Origin of the sequence: Fictibacillus sp. 18YEL24, from assembly GCF_015903855.1 — a bacterium.
GTDB lineage: Bacteria > Bacillota > Bacilli > Bacillales > Fictibacillaceae > Fictibacillus > Fictibacillus phosphorivorans_C.
The window spans coordinates 270,843-290,061 of sequence record NZ_JACZDT010000004.1; the positions used below are offsets into that span (position 1 = coordinate 270,843).

Sequence of the window (19,219 nt, forward strand, 5' to 3'; positions counted from 1 at the left end):
TTATATAAATGGAAAAACTATTAGAGTTAGATAATGTTCATGTCTCCTTCCAAACGTATGGGGGAGAAGTTAAAGCTGTTCGTGGCGTTAGCTTTACATTAGATAAAGGTGAATCACTTGCCATCGTTGGTGAGTCTGGTTCTGGCAAGTCAGTAACTTCTAAATCAATCATGAGACTTTTACCAAATAAAATCGGTTCGATCAAGCAAGGGTCGATTAAGTTTCAAGGAAAAGACCTTGCAAAAGCTTCTGAACGTGAGATGGAAAAAATTCGTGGTGCTGAAATTTCAATGATCTTCCAAGATCCAATGACTTCTCTAAATCCGACGATGACAATCGGAAAACAGATCATGGAAGGTCTTCGCAAACACCAAAACATGAGTAAAAGTGAAGCAAAAGAAAGATCAGTTAATCTTTTGAAACTTGTTGGTATTCCTAATCCTGAGCTTCGTGTGGAAGAGTATCCTCATCAATTTTCAGGTGGGATGCGTCAACGTGTAGTAATTGCTATCGCTCTAGCTTGTAACCCTAAAGTATTAATTGCGGATGAACCGACAACTGCACTAGACGTTACCATTCAAGCACAGATACTTGACTTGATGCGTGATCTACAAGATAAAACAGGTACAGCGATTATCTTGATCACACATGACCTTGGTGTAGTAGCTAACTTAGCTCAACGTGTAGCTGTAATGTACGGTGGTATGATCGTTGAGACTGGAACAGTCGATGAAATCTTTTATAAGCCGAAGCATCCTTACACTTGGGGACTATTGGCATCAATGCCGAAGATAAATGCTGATTCAAAAGAACTTTTAGCAATTCCAGGAACACCGCCTGATCTTATGAATCCTCCAAAAGGATGTCCGTTTGCAGCGCGTTGTCCATATGCAATGGAAGTTTGTTTGGAAAATATGCCTGAAGCTACAGAGGTATCTTCTTCTCACAAAGCAGCTTGCTGGTTGTTAGATGAGCGAGCGCCAAAAGTTGAACCGCCGGAAGAGGCATTAGTTGGGGGTGCTCGATAATGGCAGTAGTAGAAAGAGAAAAATTATTAGAAGTAAGAAATCTTAAAAAGTATTTCCCAGCTGGAAAAAAGGGTGTACTAAAAGCTGTAGATGATGTTTCCTTTGATATCTATAAAGGAGAAACACTTGGACTTGTAGGTGAGTCAGGTTGTGGTAAATCTACAACTGGACGTACAATTATTCGTCTATATGATGCTACTGAAGGTGAAGTTCTTTACGAGGGCGATGATGTTCATGATAAAAAGTCTCGCTCTGAGTTAAAGAAGTTTAACCGCAAAATGCAAATGATTTTCCAAGATCCATACGCTTCTCTTAACCCGCGTATGACAGTTAAGGATATCATTGCTGAAGGTATCGATATCCACGGATTAGCGAAAACAAAGAAAGATCGTGAAAATCGTGTTTTTGAACTTCTTGAAACAGTAGGATTAAATAAAGAGCACGCAAACCGTTACCCGCATGAATTCTCAGGTGGACAGCGTCAACGTATTGGGATTGCTCGTGCGCTAGCCGTAGATCCAGACTTTATTATTGCTGATGAGCCAATTTCAGCTCTTGACGTATCCATTCAAGCACAAGTTGTTAACTTGATGATGGAACTGCAAAAAGAGCGAGGACTTACTTACCTATTTATTGCCCATGATCTATCTATGGTTAAACATATTTCTGATCGTGTAGGTGTAATGTACCTAGGTAATATCGTCGAGCTTACAACAAGTGATGAGCTTTATGAAGAACCGCTTCACCCGTATACACAAGCTCTTTTATCAGCGATTCCAGTTCCGGATCCTGAACTTGAAAGAAGCCGTGAACGTATCATCTTAGAGGGAGATGTTCCGAGTCCGATCAACCCTCCAAGTGGCTGCCGTTTCCGTACACGTTGCCCACACGCAATGGATGTGTGTGCAGCTGTTAAGCCTAAATGGCAAGAAGCTAGAGAAGGTCATTGGGTAGCATGTCACCTTTATGATGAAGAAGCTGTAAAGCAACAGAATTAACACATTTAAAACGATCTCCTATAATACAGGAGGTCGTTTTTATGTTAAACTATTAGAAGTGTGTAAAGCGTATACAATTCTTTATACATCCCTAATAATTGATTCAGAAGCAGAAATGGGGTAGAACAATATGAACCTTAGTTTTATAGTTGATAGCGCAAGTGACCTTAAAATAGATCTTGAGAAACTGGATTATTCGTTAACCGTTGTACCTTTGAATGTACAATTTGGAGAAGACCATTATTTAGATGGCGTGAATATTACTGAAGATGAATTTTATAAACGTATGAGTATGGAACCAGAACTGCCGAAAACAAGTCAGCCATCTCCACAATCTTTTTATGAAGCCTTTCAAAAGGAAGTAGATAAAGGCCATGATGTCCTATATATCGGCATCTCATCTAATTTAAGTGGAACGGTTCAAAGTGCTACGATCGGAAAGAGCATGTTAACTGAAGAAGAACAAGAAAAAGTAATCATTCTAGATTCCGGTATCGCTTCAGGTGGTGTACAAATCTTATTGAATGAAGCGATTGAATTAGCACGTGCAGGTATGACGATCAATGAAATTGTAAATAGCTTAGAGAATACGAAATCAGGCATTAAAGCTTACGTACTGCTTGAAACTTTAGAAAACTTGAAAAAAGGTGGAAGAATATCTGCTGTTCAAGGGGCTATCGCTGGAATGTTAAATATTAAACCGATGATTTCGATCATAGATGGAGTGGTTGAAACGATTGGTAAGTTTAGAGGAAGTAAGAAGGGTCTTTCGAAAATGAAAGAATATATCTCTGAATGGAGAGAAGAAAACCCTGAAAAGACACTTTACCTCATTCATAGTTTTCCTTCTACGGATGAAGTGATAAAAGAATTTGAAGAATTATTCTCGTTATCTAGTTTTCCAAAAGTGATCTATACTCGTTTTGGAAGCACGATCGGAACGTATTCGAGTGAAAAAGCTATTGGATTTGTAGCTTATTAATAAAATATGTAAGAATGTTAAAAACACTCTTTTCCTTCCTTAGGAAACAGAGTGTTTTACTTTTTCTTCTTCATGATATTCATCTACCATTTCATCTAATTTTTTGATCATGGTTATAGCTTTCATATCACTAATCGTACGATAGTGGTGGCTTCCGCCTGGTTCTTCATCTGCTTCGTCAGCTAAAGCAACAACTTTTTGCAACGGATTAAGGTTAAGTGAGCCAGCAGGTAGATAGGAATCGGTGTGCAGTAGAATAGCAAGAGCAATTTCTTTTGCATTTTTTCGATCTTCACCAAGAGAAACTAAAATTCGATGTGCGCGTTCTGCCCCTTTAATCGCATGAATATCATTTTCTTTGTACATGTCATAGTCCCAATGACCGTTCTTATACCATGTATAGTGACCAATATCATGAAGAAAAGCAGCCTTTGTTGCTAAATCAGGATTCACACCATATTTTTTAGACAAACGGTATGCATGATAAGCTGTTGAGATGGCATGAACCATTCCAGAGCGCTTCACATATTTTTGTACATGAGGGTGGTTATATAAATCAAGTAAGCTAATATTTCGCATATGATTTCTCCTTTCTCTAAAAATGTATATTGTTATATACATTAACACCATTTGGACAATTTATCAACTAAAATAAGCAAAAAAAGAAGCCGCAACGCTTCTTTTTTTGCTGCTGAAGTATATTGGGATTACTTTTTAAAGTACTCATCCCAACGATCAGTCACTAATTTATCTATATCTTCACGAGTTTCAACCACATCAGGATAGAACGGCTTCATTCTAGCATCAATAATGATTGTTCCTTCATATTTAATACGATTTCTGTCTATCGTACTCTTCGCGTATACATCGTATGCTGGATCGAATCGTGTGAAGGTTGTCCACAAAAATTCAGCCTGTGTTGCTGCAATGGATGCATCATCAACTAGGAAAACTAACGGCCAATCTTTGAAAGAGTCGTGACCATTCTCAAGCAGTTTTTCTGCAAAGTCAGGTGCTTCTTCAAATGATGGTCCACTTACCGTTAAACACCCACCACAAAATACGCCAACGTCATGGATGCCTGAAATGGTACCACCATCATAAGTGCGTTTAAGTTCGCGGACAGGTTCACCTAATCCAGTCATGATTGCTTTTGAACCTGTATTGAACTTACGGCCGGTATAATCAAGAGTATCCATAGAAGTATCATGGATAATCAAAAGGTCACGTTCAGGAAGAAACCTCTCAAGTACCCCTTCTGCAAGTTCTGCGAAATTTTGCAGGTTAACAGGCTTATTCGTTACCATCAAGAATTTCGTTAGCGTTAGTTGTCCTTCACCCATAATACGAAAAGCGTGTGCCAAACCTTCTTTATAATAAGATTCGCGGACGACAGCCCCTGCAAGTGCATGAAAGCCTGTTTCTGCATACGTCCAAAGATCTCGTACTCCGTTCATAACAACAGGGAATAGTGGACTCATCAATCTTTGCAGATATTCTCCGATAAAATAATCCTCTTGTTTTGGTTTTCCGACCACTGTTGCAGGATAGATGGCATCTTTTCGCTTCCACATTTTATCAACGTTAAATACAGGGAAATCGTGTGCCCATGAATAATAACCATAATGATCGCCAAAAGGTCCTTCAGGTTCTCGGACATGCGGCGGAACGATTCCTCCAAACGCGAACTCTGCCTCTGCAATTAAAGGATGAGGATGGCCATCAACATGTGCAAGACTTAATTTTTCTCCCATTAACATAGAGGAAAACATAAGCTCAGGAACAGCTTCAGGAAGAGGAGCGATCGCTGAGATCATTAGGGAAGGAGGTCCACCTAGAAACAGCGTCACAGGCAAAGCTTCATTTTTTTGTTCAGCGGCATAATGATGGAAGCCTCCACCTTTGTGAATCTGCCAGTGAATTCCCGTCTTATTTTTTTCTTTGATCTCAATTCTGTACATACCAAGATTGTGTTCATGTTTATCAGGATGTTCCGTATACACGAGTGGCAGGGTTACGAATGGATTGCTGTCTAAATGCCAGCCCGTTAATGCTGGCAGGTCTTGCATGTTAACATTAGTAGTAAAAGTTTCTAATAAAGGAGCTTTATTTTTGTTCACTGTTTTCGTGCCAAGTGATAAAACATCCTTGATCATGCCTTTTTTCTTCCATAATACAGAAGGGGAGGGAGGCATTAACTCATCAATAGACCCTACAAGTTCTTTTACGAGCTGCTCTGGTTTTGGACCAAAAGCCATGTCTACTCGTTTTATTGTTCCAAAAAGATTCGTTACAACAGGAATATTCTTACCTTTAACATTTGTAAACAGAAGAGCTGGTCCTTCTTCTGAGATCACACGTCTATGGATTTCAGGGATTTCTAGATAAGGATCCACTTCTGTATGAATTTCTACAATTTCTTTTTCAGATCTTAATTGGTTGATAAACGTTCTAAGGTTTCTATGCATTTGTACACCTCTATTATGTATGCTACCCTTATATTATAAAGTAGTTCGGACTTGAAATGTAAAAAACAACCCAAAATTCACGGGTTGTTCGCATTTTATCTTCTTTTAACAGGTCTCCAGTTTTCTTGAAAAGACTTCGATTTATCCACAAAATGAAAAATTTTTTTACCGCCAAACAATTTTACAGCAATGAATTGGGAGATGCTTCCCATCAGGGCTGTGATTCCAACAACACAAAGTGCTAGCAAGGTTAAATCGGTAAAGAATGAAATCAAATGAGGACTCCTCCTTTTCACAAAGAGTTCACCACGTACTTCTTTCTTTATTGTATCTCATGATAACAAAGGAAGAAAGAGGGAAAACTATATATTATCACTAAAATCTAAGGAGATGATGGGGAAAAAATGAACTGGTATGAGAAATTAAATCAATATTTTCCGATTGAAGAGATGAAATCTAAAGAACACATGGAATTATTATTAGACGAGAAGAGTGACATCTATCACAAAGATGAAGGCCAATATCACGTTTTGATGTATGTAGAACTCACTGATTTTGTTTTTATTGATTACTTATTTGTTTCAAAAGATGCTAGAGGTCAAGGTCTCGGCCATAAACTGATCGAAAAGTTAAAAGCAAAAGGGAAACCGATCATCTTAGAAGTTGAGCCAGTCGATTATGAAGATACTGATACAGAAAAAAGGTTACGGTTCTACACTCGGGAAGGATTTGAACATGCATCTAGTATAGGGTACAGAAGGCGCTCACTCGCTACAGATGAAGTGAATGAGATGGAGATTCTTTTTTGGTCACCAACTAAAGAATCCGAAGAAACTATTTATGAAAACATGAAAAAGACGTATAATGAAATACACACGTACAAAGATAGTGAATTGTACGGTAAGTCCTATCAGCCTGCAAGTGAAGTGTTAACTTTAGATACAGAGAATGCAGTACCTAAGCCTGAGGTCGTTGATGATGAGTCAACAGATTCTTCCGGAAAACCTGCTTCAGAGTAATACGATTTTCCTTTTTAAAGGAGGATGAAATGTCATGAAACAAAAAGACAAGAAGAAAAAAACAAAACGAGAACTTTGGAAAGAAATGCTTAAGAAGAATCTTAAGAAATTTAACCCAAGCATTTCTAGAAAAGGCCCTGCTTCACAAGTAAAGAAAACAATTGCATAAGATAGGGCTGTTAAAAGGAGGGTATGCTTCTTCTAACAGCCCTTTTTTTGATCTACCTTAATCATGATCAAATACGTTATGAAGCAAACGAATAATTAACATATTCTTTTTTTATGTTTTATGAAACTTATTCTTGGGTAATACGTCTATATATATAGATACGGAAAAGTTGTGTAGAATATTTTGTAGATGTATTACATTTGTATGACAAATTCGTAAAAATGTACAAAAGTCTGTATAACCTCTACCGAAAATGTAAAATGTGTAGTATACTATGAATGATTTAATAACTTTTTTAAAGTGCCTAAATCAGAGAGAGGGGAAGGAGAGTTCCACTATGGTCACACTATTTACTTCGCCGAGCTGTACATCATGCCGTAAAGCAAAAGCATGGTTAAAAGAGAATGACATTCCTTATCAAGAAAGAAATATTTTTTCAGAACCTTTATCAATAGAAGAAGTTAAGCAAATCTTGAGAATGACAGAGGACGGTACAGACGAGATTATTTCTACTCGTTCAAAAACGTTCCAGGAACTTAACATCAATCTCGAATCCATGCCATTGCAAGACTTATACCAATTGATTGCAGACCATCCTGGATTATTGCGTAGACCTATTATCTTGGATGAAAAACGCTTGCAAGTTGGTTATAACGAAGACGAAATTCGTCGTTTCTTGCCAAGACGTGTACGTACATTTCAGCTTATGGAAGCACAGCGTCTTGTCAATGAATAAAGAAAAACTTCCGCTATCCGATAGCGGAAGTTTTTTATTGTACTTTTTTAAAAGAAGTCCATGCACTTATAGCGCATGGACTTCTTTTTAGACTAATTGGCTCGTTTCTTTTTGAAAGTATTCGTTAAAATACCCGCAAGAATCACGCCTACTACTAAAAATACATATAAACCGTATTTCAGAACATCATTACCTTCAAATACGGAATGGATCATTCGTTCTTCAACAATCATTCCTGCTGATGTGAAAGCAAGTACTCCAGCACCAATATAAATTAAAACAGGGAATCTTTCCATAAAGTGCAATATTATCTTACTTCCCCATATAATGATAGGAACTGATACTAAAAGTCCAATCACTACTAACACGATATTTCCATGTGCAGCCCCGGCGACTGCAAGTACATTATCAAGTCCCATCGCAATATCTGCAAATACGATTGTTTTTACAGCATCAGATAGGTTCTTGCCCGCTTTAACATCAAGCTCGTCATCTTCTTCTAAAATTAACTTATAAGCAATAATTAGAAGTAAAATTCCTCCTGCAAGATATAAGAAAGGAATATTTAATAAATAAACAGCTACAATGGTTAGTACTACACGAACAACAATAGCTAGTCCAGTTCCTAAGAAAATGGCTTTATTTCTTTGAGCTTCTGGTAAGTTTCTACTGGCAAGGGCAATTACAATAGCGTTGTCTCCGCCAAGAAGGATATCAATTGCAATGATTTGCAACAATGATATCAGAAATTCTGTTTCCAAACGTAAACCCCCCGTAAATAATGAAATTTCACTTGTATTATGGTACAATATGTTAACCTTAAAGACCTTTGAATTATAGTCCAGCTTGACCTGCTCCGTCAAGTTGAGAGCTTAAGATTCGACGTGTGTACAGGTGCAAAAAAGGGCAGTTTATACAGGCCTTTTTTATTTCCATATTTTCCGTTTTGTCATAGAATAAGGTACAAGAGGTTTAATTGTGATTGATGTAGTTTTCGACGGAGAACGATTAGAAATAAGAATTGCTTTTTTCTAGGGGTATTTATCCCTTCACGAACAAACCGGAGAGAAGGGAGAGAAGCAGAAATGGAAATTGAAAGAGTGAATGAGTTCACCATTAAATTTTTCATTACGTACAGAGATATTGAAGATCGCGGTTTCGATCGTGAAGAAATATGGTCTGATCGCGAAAGAGGAGAAGAACTCTTTTGGGAAATGATGGACGAAGCACATCAGCAAGAGCAGTTTCCATTAGAAGGTCCACTGTGGATTCAAGTTCAGGCTCTGGATAAAGGTCTTGAAATAATTGTAACTCGTGCTCAAATGTCCAAAGACGGTAAAAAGATTGAGCTACCTATAGGCGATGATAAATTGGATTTACCCGTTGATCAGAATATTGAACAAATATTAGATCAACAGTTTCAAGTAGAAGAAGATTTTGATGAATTAGAAGAAACAGAAGAAGACTATTTATCCTTCCTCATTTCTTTTGGTGACTTTGAAGATGTTATCTCTTTAAGTCATACGATTGATTCTTCGTCTTTTGAGAATTCGCTGTTTCACTTCGAGGGTAAATATTATTTGTATGTGACATTTAATGTGGAAACTTCAGATCGAGAACAAGACGATCTATTAGCCCAGCTATTGGAATACGGAAATGACTCTGATCTATCTGTTTACCGTATACAAGAGTATGGAAAAACAATTGTTTCAGAGGCAGCATTAGATCACGTACAACAATATTTTAAATTATAAGATATAACCGATTTCAGCTACCTTGAAATCGGTTTTTGTTTTTTTCACTGAGTGTTTTTATCAATAATCAATCATTTCAATAACGATCTAGAGAAAATGAAGAAGTGAAGTTTCTGCAATCATCGTTCATTATGATGAGTGTGGAGGTGAAACAAATTGTTAGTCGCTCTTTTTAATGATCAGTACGTTGATATGGTTGGAGAAATAACAAAGGAAGAATGGTATCTGAAAAATAAATCAGGAAAATTACGATGCCCCGTCTGTCATAATAAAGTCATACCGAAATGTGGAACAAAAAAGACATGGCACTTTGCTCATCATTCTTTTGAAGAATGTGAAGGTTTTCATGAAGGAGAAACGGATTATCATCTCCTTGGAAAAAAAGGCTTGTATAAATGGCTTACACATGTAAATGAAAAAACGATTCTGGAGTATTATATCCGTGATATTAAGCAGCGTCCTGATTTGTTTCTTCAAGAAAACCAGCATGTCATCGAGTTTCAGTGTGCAACGATTACACCTGAAGATCTGAGAAAAAGAATATCAGGTTATCAGGCTCTTAACCTAGCCTCCGACTGGATCTTTGGTATGAAACGGATCAAACAAAAAGGACTGGATCTTTATTATATCCAGTGCTCCGATCTATCTGCTGCTAAAAAGGATAGCAACGGCCAGCTATATCTAAATTATTATTGTCCTCTTAAAGAACAGTTTTTTCTGCTTAGAAATATTATTCCTCTATCACAAAAGAAAGTTGTTGCCCATGGTTATGTTTTTTCAACGAACAAGTGTTGTGATGTCCTCTGGTTGTCACGAACGTTTTTGAATCTAGAAACTCATAACGTTAATCACAACGTTCTTTGGAAAAAGCAAAAATATACGTGGAGAACAACAGCTTTTAAGAACACATCTCCAGCTGTAATGTATATGAAGAAAGTTTTGTATTTCAATCATCATACCCTAACATTGTTTCCTTCTATTGCGGGTATTCCCACTAATGACTTTTATCACATCGAAACATCACCTTATTTATGGCAGACATATCTATTGTTCCTGATTGAAAAGTTGCCGACCACATTATTTTCCACTAATTTTATCGAACAAGAATTTCAGCGATTGATTCAAAAACGTATTCTTCAGATACGAGATTTTCCTTATCTTAAAGAATCTTGGAGAGATGCTGTCGAGAACTACCTTTCTTTCTTAGTGAATCATCAATTGCTCGAAAAAGTGTCAGAGGGAACTTATCGAAAGCTTCAACTCGTTCACTATCCAAAAACGTTGGATGAGGCGTTAAAACTAGACGAAATTTTCAGTGAAAAGTCGTAATTTTTGACTTTGCATAAGCATTTTCTGGTAATATGTAGATATATATAAGGAGAAAGTATTCCTACTATTCTCTTTAATCTACCTGGAGGTGTATGTATGTCTCAAACAAAAACAAAATCATTGCCTAAACGTAATGAAGTCCCTGTTTCAGATACGTGGGATTTAGAAGCAATATATGCGACAGACGATGTATGGGAAAAAGAATTCGATGAAACAAAAAACTTGCTGCCTGAATTAAAATCTTTTCAAGGAAGACTTGGAGAGTCTGCCGAAACCCTTTTTTCATACTTCCAAAAGCAAGATGAAGTAACTAAAAAGCTTGGTAAACTTTATACATACGCTCATATGAGATACGACCAAGATACAACTAACTCCTTTTACCAAGGGTTGAATGACCGTGCTTCGAACTTGGCAACACAAGTTAGCAGTACAGTGTCGTTTGCAGTGCCAGAAATCCTATCTTTATCTGAAGAATCATTGGTTCAATTTTTACAAAGTCATGAACCTTTGAAGTTGTATAAACAAGCTTTAGATGAGATTAACCGTCAGCGTCCTCACGTACTCTCTAAAGAAGAAGAAGCACTCTTAGCGGATGTTAGAGAAGTAGCCAATACGTCAAGCAACACATTTGGTATGCTAAATAATGCTGATCTTAAATTCCCAATTGTTAAAGATGAGAACGGGGAAGAGATTGAAGTTACTCATGGACGATATATCCGCTTTTTAGAAAGCTCAGATCGCAGAGTGAGAGAAGATGCTTTTAAAGCTGTATATGGCACATATGATTCTTACAAAAATACATTTGCAAGTACACTTGCTGGAACAGTTAAACGAGATAATTTCTTTGCAAAAACAAGAAAGTTTAGTTCAGCTCGTGAAGCAGCACTAAACAACAATAACATTCCTGAAGCAGTTTATGATAATTTAGTTAAAACAGTAAACGATAACCTTGGTTTGTTGCATCGTTATGTTCGCCTTCGTAAAAAAGCACTAGGACTAGATGAACTTCATATGTATGATCTTTATACGCCACTTGTTAAGGATGCCAAGATGGAAGTGAGCTTTAAAGAGGCTCAGCAGCTTGTCCTTGATAGTTTAGATCCAATGGGTGAAGAGTATAAACAGATCGTAAAAGAAGGTTATGAGAAGCGCTGGATCGATGTGCATGAGAATGCTGGTAAGCGAAGTGGTGCATACTCATCAGGGGCTTATGGTACGATGCCGTATATCCTAATGAACTGGCAAGATAACGTCAACAACTTGTTCACTCTCACTCATGAGATCGGACATTCTGTTCATAGTTACTATACACGTGAGAATCAGCCTTATCCTTATGCGGATTATTCAATTTTTGTTGCAGAAGTAGCATCGACTTGTAATGAAGCTTTATTGAATCATTATATGTTAGAAAAAACTTCTGATAAGAAGGAAAAGTTGTACTTGTTAAACCACCATTTGGAAGGATTTAGAGGCACTGTTTTCCGTCAGACGATGTTTGCAGAGTTCGAACAAGAAATTCATGTTCGTGCCGCGAATGGTGAGCCGCTAACTCCAGAACTGTTAACGAGAATCTATTACGATCTGAACGTTAAATATTTTGGTGAAGATCTCGTAATTGATAAGGAAATTGGTCTAGAGTGGGCTAGAATTCCTCATTTCTATTACAATTTCTATGTTTATCAATACGCAACAGGATTTAGCGCAGCTGCTTCCTTGTCGAAACAGATCTTAGATGAAGGAAAACCAGCTGTTGACCGTTACCTAGATTTCTTAAAAGCAGGAAGCTCTGATTATCCGATCGAAGTATTGAAAAAAGCTGGTGTTGATATGACTACACCAGAACCAATTGAAAATGCTCTTAAAGTTTTTGAATCAATTCTTGATGAGATGGAAGAACTGCTTTTTGAGAAATAAACAAAAAAATCCTGTCCAATTTTCTGGGCAGGATTTTGTTATGTTGTTCTAGCCTATTCTTCTTAGTTTTGATCGGTAGTTATAGCAGAGTGTTGTGAGTAGTACGGCGATAAATAGTCCAGGTATTGCTAAAATTTTTGGTGCCATGTTTAGCAGAGAGAGCACAAAAAAATAAAAACTCCCTGCAAGTGAAAGTAAGCTAAGCAAAAACATAATCAAATACATAAAAATCTCCCTCCCTTTGTACATGTTTATTCATGTAGGGACAGGATATGCAAAGCGTGTCCGAATAATAAAGACTATTGTTAAAAAAGCTAATAAAAAAAAACCGCTGAAATAAATCAGCGGTTAGGGAGAAATCTCCAAAATGTTCCGTACTTTACCGGTACACGTTCAACTTTTTGTTGCAGAACGAGGCGTTTTAATCTTTTTTCAGCTTCTTCACAACTGATTTGATATACTACAGAGACCTCTTTTGTTGCTACAAATGAGTAAGTAGAAAGAAAGTCTTCTAATTCAGGAAGCGGAGAAGGCTCTAAAGGAACATCAGACATTTCTTTTAGGATTTGTACATAAACGTCGTAAGAATAACAGCCGGATATTTTAATCCCATCGTCATCTGTTTTGTCATTGAAAACAATAAGCGTTGGTATTTGAGTAACATCCATTTCTTGGGTGAATTTCAAATCACAACGAAGAGCTTTAATTGTTGCTTCAGATGAAAGATCACTTAAAAATTCATCTTCATCCAAGTTTACCGAGCGGGCGATATCTAATAAGACGTCATCGTTTCCAATGTTTTGTTTATTTAAAAACAAGTTTTCTCTAAGCTTTCTTAGAAATTTCATGCCTTGTTGCTTGCCTTGAAGCTCAGCAGCCTTTATGGCAAGTGTTGCTTTATGAGGGGCAGAAATAGGGTTTTCCAACCACACATCTCCATCACAGCTCATACCAGAAATGGAAGCTGTTTTCTCCCACTTTTCAGCAATCTGTTCAGCAGTGTTTATCCCCTTTTTTCGAGGAACATACGTATTGAGTGATTCAAGGCTGCCACTTACAAAATGGCGTAATGTAAAATAATGGCCGTATTGAACTTGCAATTTTTTTAGAACAGGCTCTAATGACCAGCACTCTGGGCATAGCGGATCGATGACAGAATAGATTTCCAATGGCTTTTGACAGGCATAGTTTTTAATGTTCTCTTGTTCGTCATAAAAGGAATTGGAATTATACAGTGTCAGCATTCTCGCCCCTTTCTGAATCCTCTGTATTAACCATATGAAAAGCAGTCATTTTTAATCGGCTTAACAGTATGTTTTGCAAATCAGGATCTATTTTTTGAATCGTCATCGCCTTTTCCATGCAAGCTATCCAAGCTTTTGCATGAGAATTTGTTATCGGAAAAGGCATGTGACGCGCTCTGAGCATAGGATGTCCATGTTCCTCAGTATATAGTGGCGGTCCGCCAAAAAACTGACTTAAAAATTGAGTTTGTTTATAGGCAGTCTCAGTTAAGTCAACAGGAAAAAGTGGAGAAAGCAATGAGTCTTGACTAACTAAGCTGTAAAAAGTCGTAACCAGTTTTTCAATGCCCTCTTTTTTTCCCAATAGATCATATGGTGTTTTTGATTCGTCAAACATGGTCCAAAAGCTCCTTGCGTCAATTTGTAATTTTATTGTAGCAAGGTTCATGAATGGTAAGCAAACAATATGAACAGACAAGGATAGTTGTATATTCCAAAGTCTCTTTAAAAATGGCAAAAATCAGCGTGTAGATTTCATAAAAATAACCCTCAGCATTTGAGGGTTATACGAGTGATTGGTACGTATTCATAATCTTGTTTACGTAAGAAATGGTTTCCTTAAAAGGAGGAATACCGTTATATTTTGCGACGTTTCCGGGACCCGCATTATAAGCGGCAAGAGCAAGCTTTTGATTTCCATCATATTTATCGAGCATCATCTTTAAATATTTTGTTCCTGCTTCCACGTTCTGTATCGGATCGAAAGGGTTTGTAACTCCTAACGACCTAGCTGTTGCAGGCATCAGTTGCATAAGTCCTTGAGCACCTGCATGACTTTCGGCAGTCGTACTAAAATTAGATTCGTGTTTGATGACGGAACGGATAAGGTTAGGATCTACACCAAATTTTCTAGCAGTGTTTTCGATCAACTCATCTAAATTTTTTGATGGAATGTTTAACTTTTCAGTTGTGATCGGAACAGATGGTGTCGCTGGTAATGAATATTGTGCACTAGTATTTGCAGTGAGTGGTTGGAGCATTTGTGTAGCATTAAGGTTAAAAGGTGCTGCATCCACTGACCCGGTTGTACTACCAACTTTAGAATATGCCTCTTGCAACAAGGCTGCAAAAGGACTTGAAACGGTATTTTGCATACTTGAAACAGAAGAAGACGGATTTACATTCAACTGTTGCAGTGCTTGGATTTCCATTAGTGCTTTATACGATTGAATATTCAAGAGATATCCTCCTAAATCGATTAACGTATTAAAATGATCAGTTTACTTATTTCTAAGGCTTTCATTAAAGAAACGGGCAATTTTGCTATCTGTTTCTCTAATAGGGATCTGTTTAATCGTTAGCAGATCATTAAATTTATTTAGTCCACTTGTATAATCGGCAGATTCGTATTCAATTTCATAGTCGATTTTACCTAAATAATGATTTTCATCTAAAACGAGAAGGCCATCTTTGTAAGGAAACTCAGCACGGAATGTTGTGAGTTCTCCTAAATATGTAATTTTCATCACATCAATATTCATTTTTTGTATGTGATCAGCTACCTCTCCAGAAGGCAATGGTTTCCCGTTTAATAGACCTTCAAAAATATCTTTAGAAACAGTTTGATGGGTTTCAAGAATATGTTTATCTAATTTCTGTTTTAGCGTGAGTGTATATTCGTTAATTTTTGTTCGAACACGCAAAGCACTTCTGTGGTGTTTCAGGTCAAATTGTTGGGTATCAAAATAATAGTTGGTCTGTTTGTGAAAAGCTTCTTGCTTCACATCAAACTCGTCTATAAGTTTTAAAAATTCAAGGTGTGATAACAAATTCTTAAATTCAATTTCAATTTCTTGAGACACTTGGTTTATCCCCCTGTAGCTATACTTAAGTAAACTTATTATCTCATAGCGATTCCTGCATCTCAATTTCTTATTAAACTCCTATTTTGTGTTACACTAAAAAAGAAGAAACAGGAGGTTGTTAACATGATGCCACGACGATTGAATGTGCAGTCAACTGCATGGAAAGAAAATAAGCTCATTTTGCTTATTGAGAATGAAGAAAACACAGGACTTTCTGACTGGAAAGACAGCGAAAGAATGCTGGTCGATTCTGATGGGTTAGCATTCATCTATGTTCTTGAGGATGAAGATGGATTCATTTATATCTCAATTGATCATAATCATTGGAACGAAGTGAAAAGTGCTCTTCAAAAAGATGCCGTTTTCGCTGTTCAAAATCAAAAAAGAGAAGAGCTTGAACTTACTGCTTTCTCTAGAGAAATGGACTTCTTAACAGACAACATACAAGGAAATGCTAACTATGGGCAACAGATGGAAGATGAAGTGATCAAGATTTTTGGAACTGAGGAAAAAGCCCAATGAGCATGGACTGGGAAGCTCTATTAATTCCGTACAAGCAAGCTGTTGATGAGCTTAAGATTAAATTCAGAGGAATGCGTGAGCAATTTGAAAAATCAAATCAGCATTGTCCCATTGAGTTTGTTACTGGAAGAGTGAAACCCATCAAGTCAATCGTGAACAAGGCCTATCAAAAGAACATTCCCGATCAACATTTAGAAACGGAAATTCAAGATTTAGCGGGACTTCGAATCATGTGTCAGTTTACTGATGATATAAAAACCGTAATAAATCTTCTCAGGCAGCGCAATGATTTTACGATTGTAGAAGAACGCGACTATATCACACATAAAAAACCAAGTGGTTATCGTTCGTACCATATCGTTATCGAGTATCCCGTTCAAGTATTAGATGGAGAAAAGAAGATTCTTGTAGAAGTTCAAGTCCGAACACTAGCTATGAATTTTTGGGCTACGATCGAACACTCTATGAATTATAAGTATCAAGGACAAATTCCTGAAGATATTCGTCAAAGGCTACAAAGAGCGGCAGAAGCGGCAAACAGATTAGACGAAGAGATGTCTCAGATCAAAGGGGAAATTCAAGAAGCTCAGCTTGTGTTTTTGGAACGCAATGATAAATCCAATGAAACTAATTTAGGATCATAAAGGATGGAGAGAGAATGAAATTTGCCATCGTATCAAAAGGAGATAATAAATCCAATATCTTAACAGAAAAAATTCGGGCATATCTTGAAGAATTTGAACTGGTTTATGAAGAAGAAGAGCCTGAGATTGTGATAACAGTTGGTGGTGATGGAACATTGCTTCACGCGTTCCATCATTATGTACATCGCATCGACAAAACTGCTTTTGTTGGTGTCCATACCGGTCACCTTGGTTTTTTTGCAGACTGGTTGCCTGAAGAGGTGGAAAAGCTCGTTATACATATCGCAAAAACACCTTTTCAAATTGTTGAATATCCATTATTAGAGGTTACAGTAAGATATATTGATGGGTTAGATGAGAAACGATATCTAGCTGTTAACGAATGTACGGTGAAAAGTGTGGAAGGATCCCTCGTCATGGATGTTGAGATCAAGGGAGAAAAATTTGAAACATTCAGAGGCGATGGTCTTTGTATTTCAACTCCTTCAGGAAGTACAGCGTATAATAAAGCACTCGGTGGAGCAATCATCCACCCGTCCCTTGCATCTATACAATTATCAGAAATGGCTTCTATAAACAATCGAGTTTTCCGAACGATAGGTTCACCGCTCGTTTTGCCACAGCATCATACGTGTATACTAAAACCCGTAAACGATGTAGATTTCCATATTACGATCGACCATCGATTTTTAGTTCAGAAAAAAGTAAAGTCTATACAATATCGAGTAGCTGAAGAAAAGATTCGTTTTGCTCGCTTCCGTCCTTTTCCATTCTGGAAAAGAGTTAAAGAATCATTCGTCGGAGATTAATATGAATACATTTACTATTACATGGTATGTACAAAATGAAGAAGCTCCCGTTCTTTTACGGGAGTATTTAAAAAAGAAACAGATTTCTAAAGCAGCGCTGACCGATATTAAGTTTCACGGCGGCGCTCTTTTTGTGAACAAAAAAGAAGTAACTGTAAGGACACAACTTCATGGAGGTGACGAGGTCACAGTATGGTTTCCTCCAGAAACAAAGAGCTCCACAATGGAAGCAGAGAATATTTCTTTAGACATTATCTATGAAGATCAACATTTTATAGCGGTTCATAAACCTGCTGGTATGCCAACCATCCCATCTCTCTATCAGCCGAATGGTTCCCTTGCTTCAGCCGTTTTATTTTATTATCATCAACATGATATCCCAGGTACATTTCATGCGGTAAACCGATTAGATAAGGATACTTCAGGGATTGTATTGATAGCGAAACATCGATTCGCACATTCACTTATGTCGAAACAACAAAAAGATAAAGTTATAAAGAGAGAATATATTGCTTTTGTTCATGGTGAATTACAGGATGAAAGTGGAACTATTGATCGTCCAATCGCAAGAAACCCAGAGAGTATCATCGAAAGAATGGTAAGTGAAGATGGCCAGCGCTCGATCACTCATTATGAAAAGATCGAGTATGTGAAAGAAGCAAACTTCACGGTTGTCTCTTTACGTTTAGAAACAGGGAGAACTCATCAGATTAGAGTACATATGTCTTCAATCGGCCACCCTTTACTTGGGGATGACATGTATGGAGGTACATTAGAAAGGATTCGGCGTCAGGCTTTGCATAGTGAGAAAGCTTCGTTCATCCATCCTTTTACAGAGAAACACATCATGTTAGTTGCAGATTTACCTCAAGACATGAAAGAGCTTTGGAAAGATCGGTAACGTTCACAAAGAAAAGAGGAGTGCTGCCTATAGGCTCGGCACTCCTCTTTTTTAATCGTGGAAAGACCGGAACTTTTCAGGAACATGAGGCATGGTTGACGGGACGCTCACCGTCTCCATTTCTGGATACCGAAGCGCGCTTAACTTACCACCGAAAACACATCCTGTATCAATGTTCCAAGTGTTTTGAACATGACGCACTTCTTCGACTGGGGTATGTCCGTAAACGATGGTGATTTTTCCTGAGTGTTTTTTTGCCCAATCTCTTCGTACAGGCGTTCCGTCAGGATTAGACTTACCCGTAATATCTCCATATAAGACAAAAGTTTTCACTTTGTTATGGAATTGCCCAACATAATCTTCTCGAATGCCAGCATGAGCAACGACTAACTTACCGTTATCGAGATGCAGATAAAGTGGAGCATTTTCATAAAGGATACAGAAATGGTCTCGGACACTTTGTCTTTCAGCAGCTGAGAGCGCGTTAAGTTCTGCAACCGTTGTCTCAAGTCCATGTTGAATCTGAACGTTGCGTCCTAAAAAATATCGATACAGCTTGTTGCAATGATTACCTGGTGAGTATAGGGCTAGATTATTTTGTACAAGTTCATAGACATGTTCCATTACTTTTATTGATTCTGGTCCACGATCCATCAAGTCACCTAAAAATACGAGTTTTCGGTTGTCTTTATGTACAGGAAGGGTGTTAGTCCATTCATATCCTAGTTTCTTTACGAGATCTCTGTATTCTGTAAAACATCCATGAATGTCACCGATAATATCAAATTTCATATCTATCACCTCACAATCATTAGGATACTTCAAAGACAAAAGAAA

General features: G+C 37.4%; 22 protein-coding genes. 13 read left to right on the forward strand and 9 right to left on the reverse strand.

The window, feature by feature from the left end; all coding sequences use genetic code 11:
* Positions 1-8: 8 nt before the first annotated feature.
* From HU823_RS14525 to HU823_RS14535, 3 genes are all read left to right on the forward strand, one after another.
* The gene (locus HU823_RS14525; protein ID WP_197222516.1) at positions 9-1,028 is read left to right on the forward strand and encodes an ABC transporter ATP-binding protein; all 1,020 of its coding nucleotides are present in this window, start codon (positions 9-11) and stop codon (positions 1,026-1,028) included.
* Positions 1,028-2,026 (forward strand): ABC transporter ATP-binding protein, encoded by a 999-nt coding sequence (locus tag HU823_RS14530; RefSeq protein WP_197222517.1) that lies wholly within the window; start codon positions 1,028-1,030, stop codon positions 2,024-2,026. The genes HU823_RS14525 and HU823_RS14530 overlap by 1 nt, the downstream gene beginning before the upstream one ends.
* A gap of 130 nt (positions 2,027-2,156) precedes the next feature.
* Positions 2,157-3,008, forward strand: a complete 852-nt coding sequence (locus tag HU823_RS14535; protein WP_197222518.1) for a DegV family protein — start codon at positions 2,157-2,159, stop codon at positions 3,006-3,008.
* A gap of 39 nt (positions 3,009-3,047) precedes the next feature.
* On the opposite strand, the gene HU823_RS14540 is transcribed toward HU823_RS14535, so the two are convergent.
* The 3 genes from HU823_RS14540 to HU823_RS14550 form a co-directional block, all read right to left on the reverse strand.
* Positions 3,048-3,587, reverse strand: a complete 540-nt coding sequence (locus HU823_RS14540; protein ID WP_197222519.1) for an HD domain-containing protein — start codon at positions 3,585-3,587, stop codon at positions 3,048-3,050.
* A 128-nt stretch (positions 3,588-3,715) separates the two neighbouring features.
* Positions 3,716-5,476: a UbiD family decarboxylase gene (locus tag HU823_RS14545; protein WP_197222520.1), complete on the reverse strand. Its 1,761-nt coding sequence runs from the start codon at positions 5,474-5,476 to the stop codon at positions 3,716-3,718.
* 95 nt (positions 5,477-5,571) lie between these two features.
* Positions 5,572-5,751: a hypothetical protein gene (locus tag HU823_RS14550; protein WP_197222521.1), complete on the reverse strand. Its 180-nt coding sequence runs from the start codon at positions 5,749-5,751 to the stop codon at positions 5,572-5,574.
* Between the two features lie 129 nt (positions 5,752-5,880).
* Between HU823_RS14550 and HU823_RS14555 the strand changes: the two genes are divergently transcribed.
* The 3 genes from HU823_RS14555 to spxA all read left to right on the forward strand — a co-directional run bounded on the left by HU823_RS14555 (position 5,881) and on the right by spxA (position 7,400).
* A complete protein-coding gene (locus HU823_RS14555) occupies positions 5,881-6,495 on the forward strand; it encodes a GNAT family N-acetyltransferase (protein ID WP_197222522.1) in 615 nt (204 codons plus the stop codon).
* 34 nt (positions 6,496-6,529) lie between these two features.
* Entirely contained in the window at positions 6,530-6,664 is a 135-nt protein-coding gene (locus HU823_RS22155; RefSeq protein ID WP_255548976.1) for a hypothetical protein, read from the forward strand.
* Between the two features lie 337 nt (positions 6,665-7,001).
* Positions 7,002-7,400 carry a transcriptional regulator SpxA gene (spxA, locus tag HU823_RS14560; RefSeq protein ID WP_066245987.1) on the forward strand — a complete coding sequence of 133 codons (399 nt, stop codon included), beginning with the start codon at positions 7,002-7,004 and terminating at the stop codon, positions 7,398-7,400.
* Between the two features lie 92 nt (positions 7,401-7,492).
* Here the strand turns inward: spxA and HU823_RS14565 are convergent, their stop codons facing one another.
* Entirely contained in the window at positions 7,493-8,161 is a 669-nt protein-coding gene (locus HU823_RS14565; protein WP_144701124.1) for a TerC family protein, read from the reverse strand.
* 324 nt (positions 8,162-8,485) lie between these two features.
* Between HU823_RS14565 and mecA the strand changes: the two genes are divergently transcribed.
* From mecA to pepF, 3 genes are all read left to right on the forward strand, one after another.
* Positions 8,486-9,154 carry an adaptor protein MecA gene (gene mecA, locus HU823_RS14570; RefSeq protein WP_137789854.1) on the forward strand — a complete coding sequence of 223 codons (669 nt, stop codon included), beginning with the start codon at positions 8,486-8,488 and terminating at the stop codon, positions 9,152-9,154.
* A 156-nt stretch (positions 9,155-9,310) separates the two neighbouring features.
* The gene (locus tag HU823_RS14575; protein WP_197222523.1) at positions 9,311-10,483 is read left to right on the forward strand and encodes a competence protein CoiA; all 1,173 of its coding nucleotides are present in this window, start codon (positions 9,311-9,313) and stop codon (positions 10,481-10,483) included.
* Positions 10,484-10,579: 96 nt separating this feature from the next.
* Positions 10,580-12,397 (forward strand): oligoendopeptidase F, encoded by a 1,818-nt coding sequence (gene pepF, locus HU823_RS14580; RefSeq protein ID WP_197222524.1) that lies wholly within the window; start codon positions 10,580-10,582, stop codon positions 12,395-12,397.
* A 341-nt stretch (positions 12,398-12,738) separates the two neighbouring features.
* On the opposite strand, the gene HU823_RS14585 is transcribed toward pepF, so the two are convergent.
* The 4 genes from HU823_RS14585 to HU823_RS14600 form a co-directional block, all read right to left on the reverse strand.
* Entirely contained in the window at positions 12,739-13,641 is a 903-nt protein-coding gene (locus HU823_RS14585) for a ClpXP adapter SpxH family protein (protein WP_144701117.1), read from the reverse strand.
* Complete coding sequence (locus HU823_RS14590) at positions 13,625-14,038, reverse strand: globin (RefSeq protein ID WP_197222525.1); 414 nt, start codon at positions 14,036-14,038, stop codon at positions 13,625-13,627. Before HU823_RS14590 ends, HU823_RS14585 begins: the two co-directional genes overlap by 17 nt.
* 166 nt (positions 14,039-14,204) lie before the next feature.
* On the reverse strand, positions 14,205-14,879 hold the full coding sequence (locus tag HU823_RS14595) for a lytic transglycosylase domain-containing protein (protein WP_231607469.1): 675 nt from the start codon (positions 14,877-14,879) through the stop codon (positions 14,205-14,207).
* Between the two features lie 42 nt (positions 14,880-14,921).
* On the reverse strand, positions 14,922-15,503 hold the full coding sequence (locus HU823_RS14600; protein WP_197222526.1) for a CYTH domain-containing protein: 582 nt from the start codon (positions 15,501-15,503) through the stop codon (positions 14,922-14,924).
* Positions 15,504-15,629: 126 nt separating this feature from the next.
* Here HU823_RS14600 and HU823_RS14605 point away from each other — a divergent pair, with 126 nt between their 5' ends.
* The 4 genes from HU823_RS14605 to HU823_RS14620 are packed head-to-tail and all read left to right on the forward strand — an operon-like array spanning position 15,630 to position 18,382.
* Positions 15,630-16,028 carry a hypothetical protein gene (locus HU823_RS14605; protein ID WP_197222527.1) on the forward strand — a complete coding sequence of 133 codons (399 nt, stop codon included), beginning with the start codon at positions 15,630-15,632 and terminating at the stop codon, positions 16,026-16,028.
* A complete protein-coding gene (locus tag HU823_RS14610) occupies positions 16,025-16,672 on the forward strand; it encodes a GTP pyrophosphokinase (RefSeq protein ID WP_066393151.1) in 648 nt (215 codons plus the stop codon). Before HU823_RS14605 ends, HU823_RS14610 begins: the two co-directional genes overlap by 4 nt.
* A 14-nt stretch (positions 16,673-16,686) precedes the next feature.
* Positions 16,687-17,481 carry an NAD kinase gene (locus HU823_RS14615; RefSeq protein WP_144701110.1) on the forward strand — a complete coding sequence of 265 codons (795 nt, stop codon included), beginning with the start codon at positions 16,687-16,689 and terminating at the stop codon, positions 17,479-17,481.
* Position 17,482: 1 nt separating this feature from the next.
* A complete protein-coding gene (locus tag HU823_RS14620; protein WP_197222528.1) occupies positions 17,483-18,382 on the forward strand; it encodes an RluA family pseudouridine synthase in 900 nt (299 codons plus the stop codon).
* A gap of 51 nt (positions 18,383-18,433) precedes the next feature.
* Here the strand turns inward: HU823_RS14620 and prpE are convergent, their stop codons facing one another.
* Positions 18,434-19,174: a bis(5'-nucleosyl)-tetraphosphatase PrpE gene (gene prpE, locus HU823_RS14625; RefSeq protein ID WP_197222529.1), complete on the reverse strand. Its 741-nt coding sequence runs from the start codon at positions 19,172-19,174 to the stop codon at positions 18,434-18,436.
* Positions 19,175-19,219: the final 45 nt, after the last annotated feature.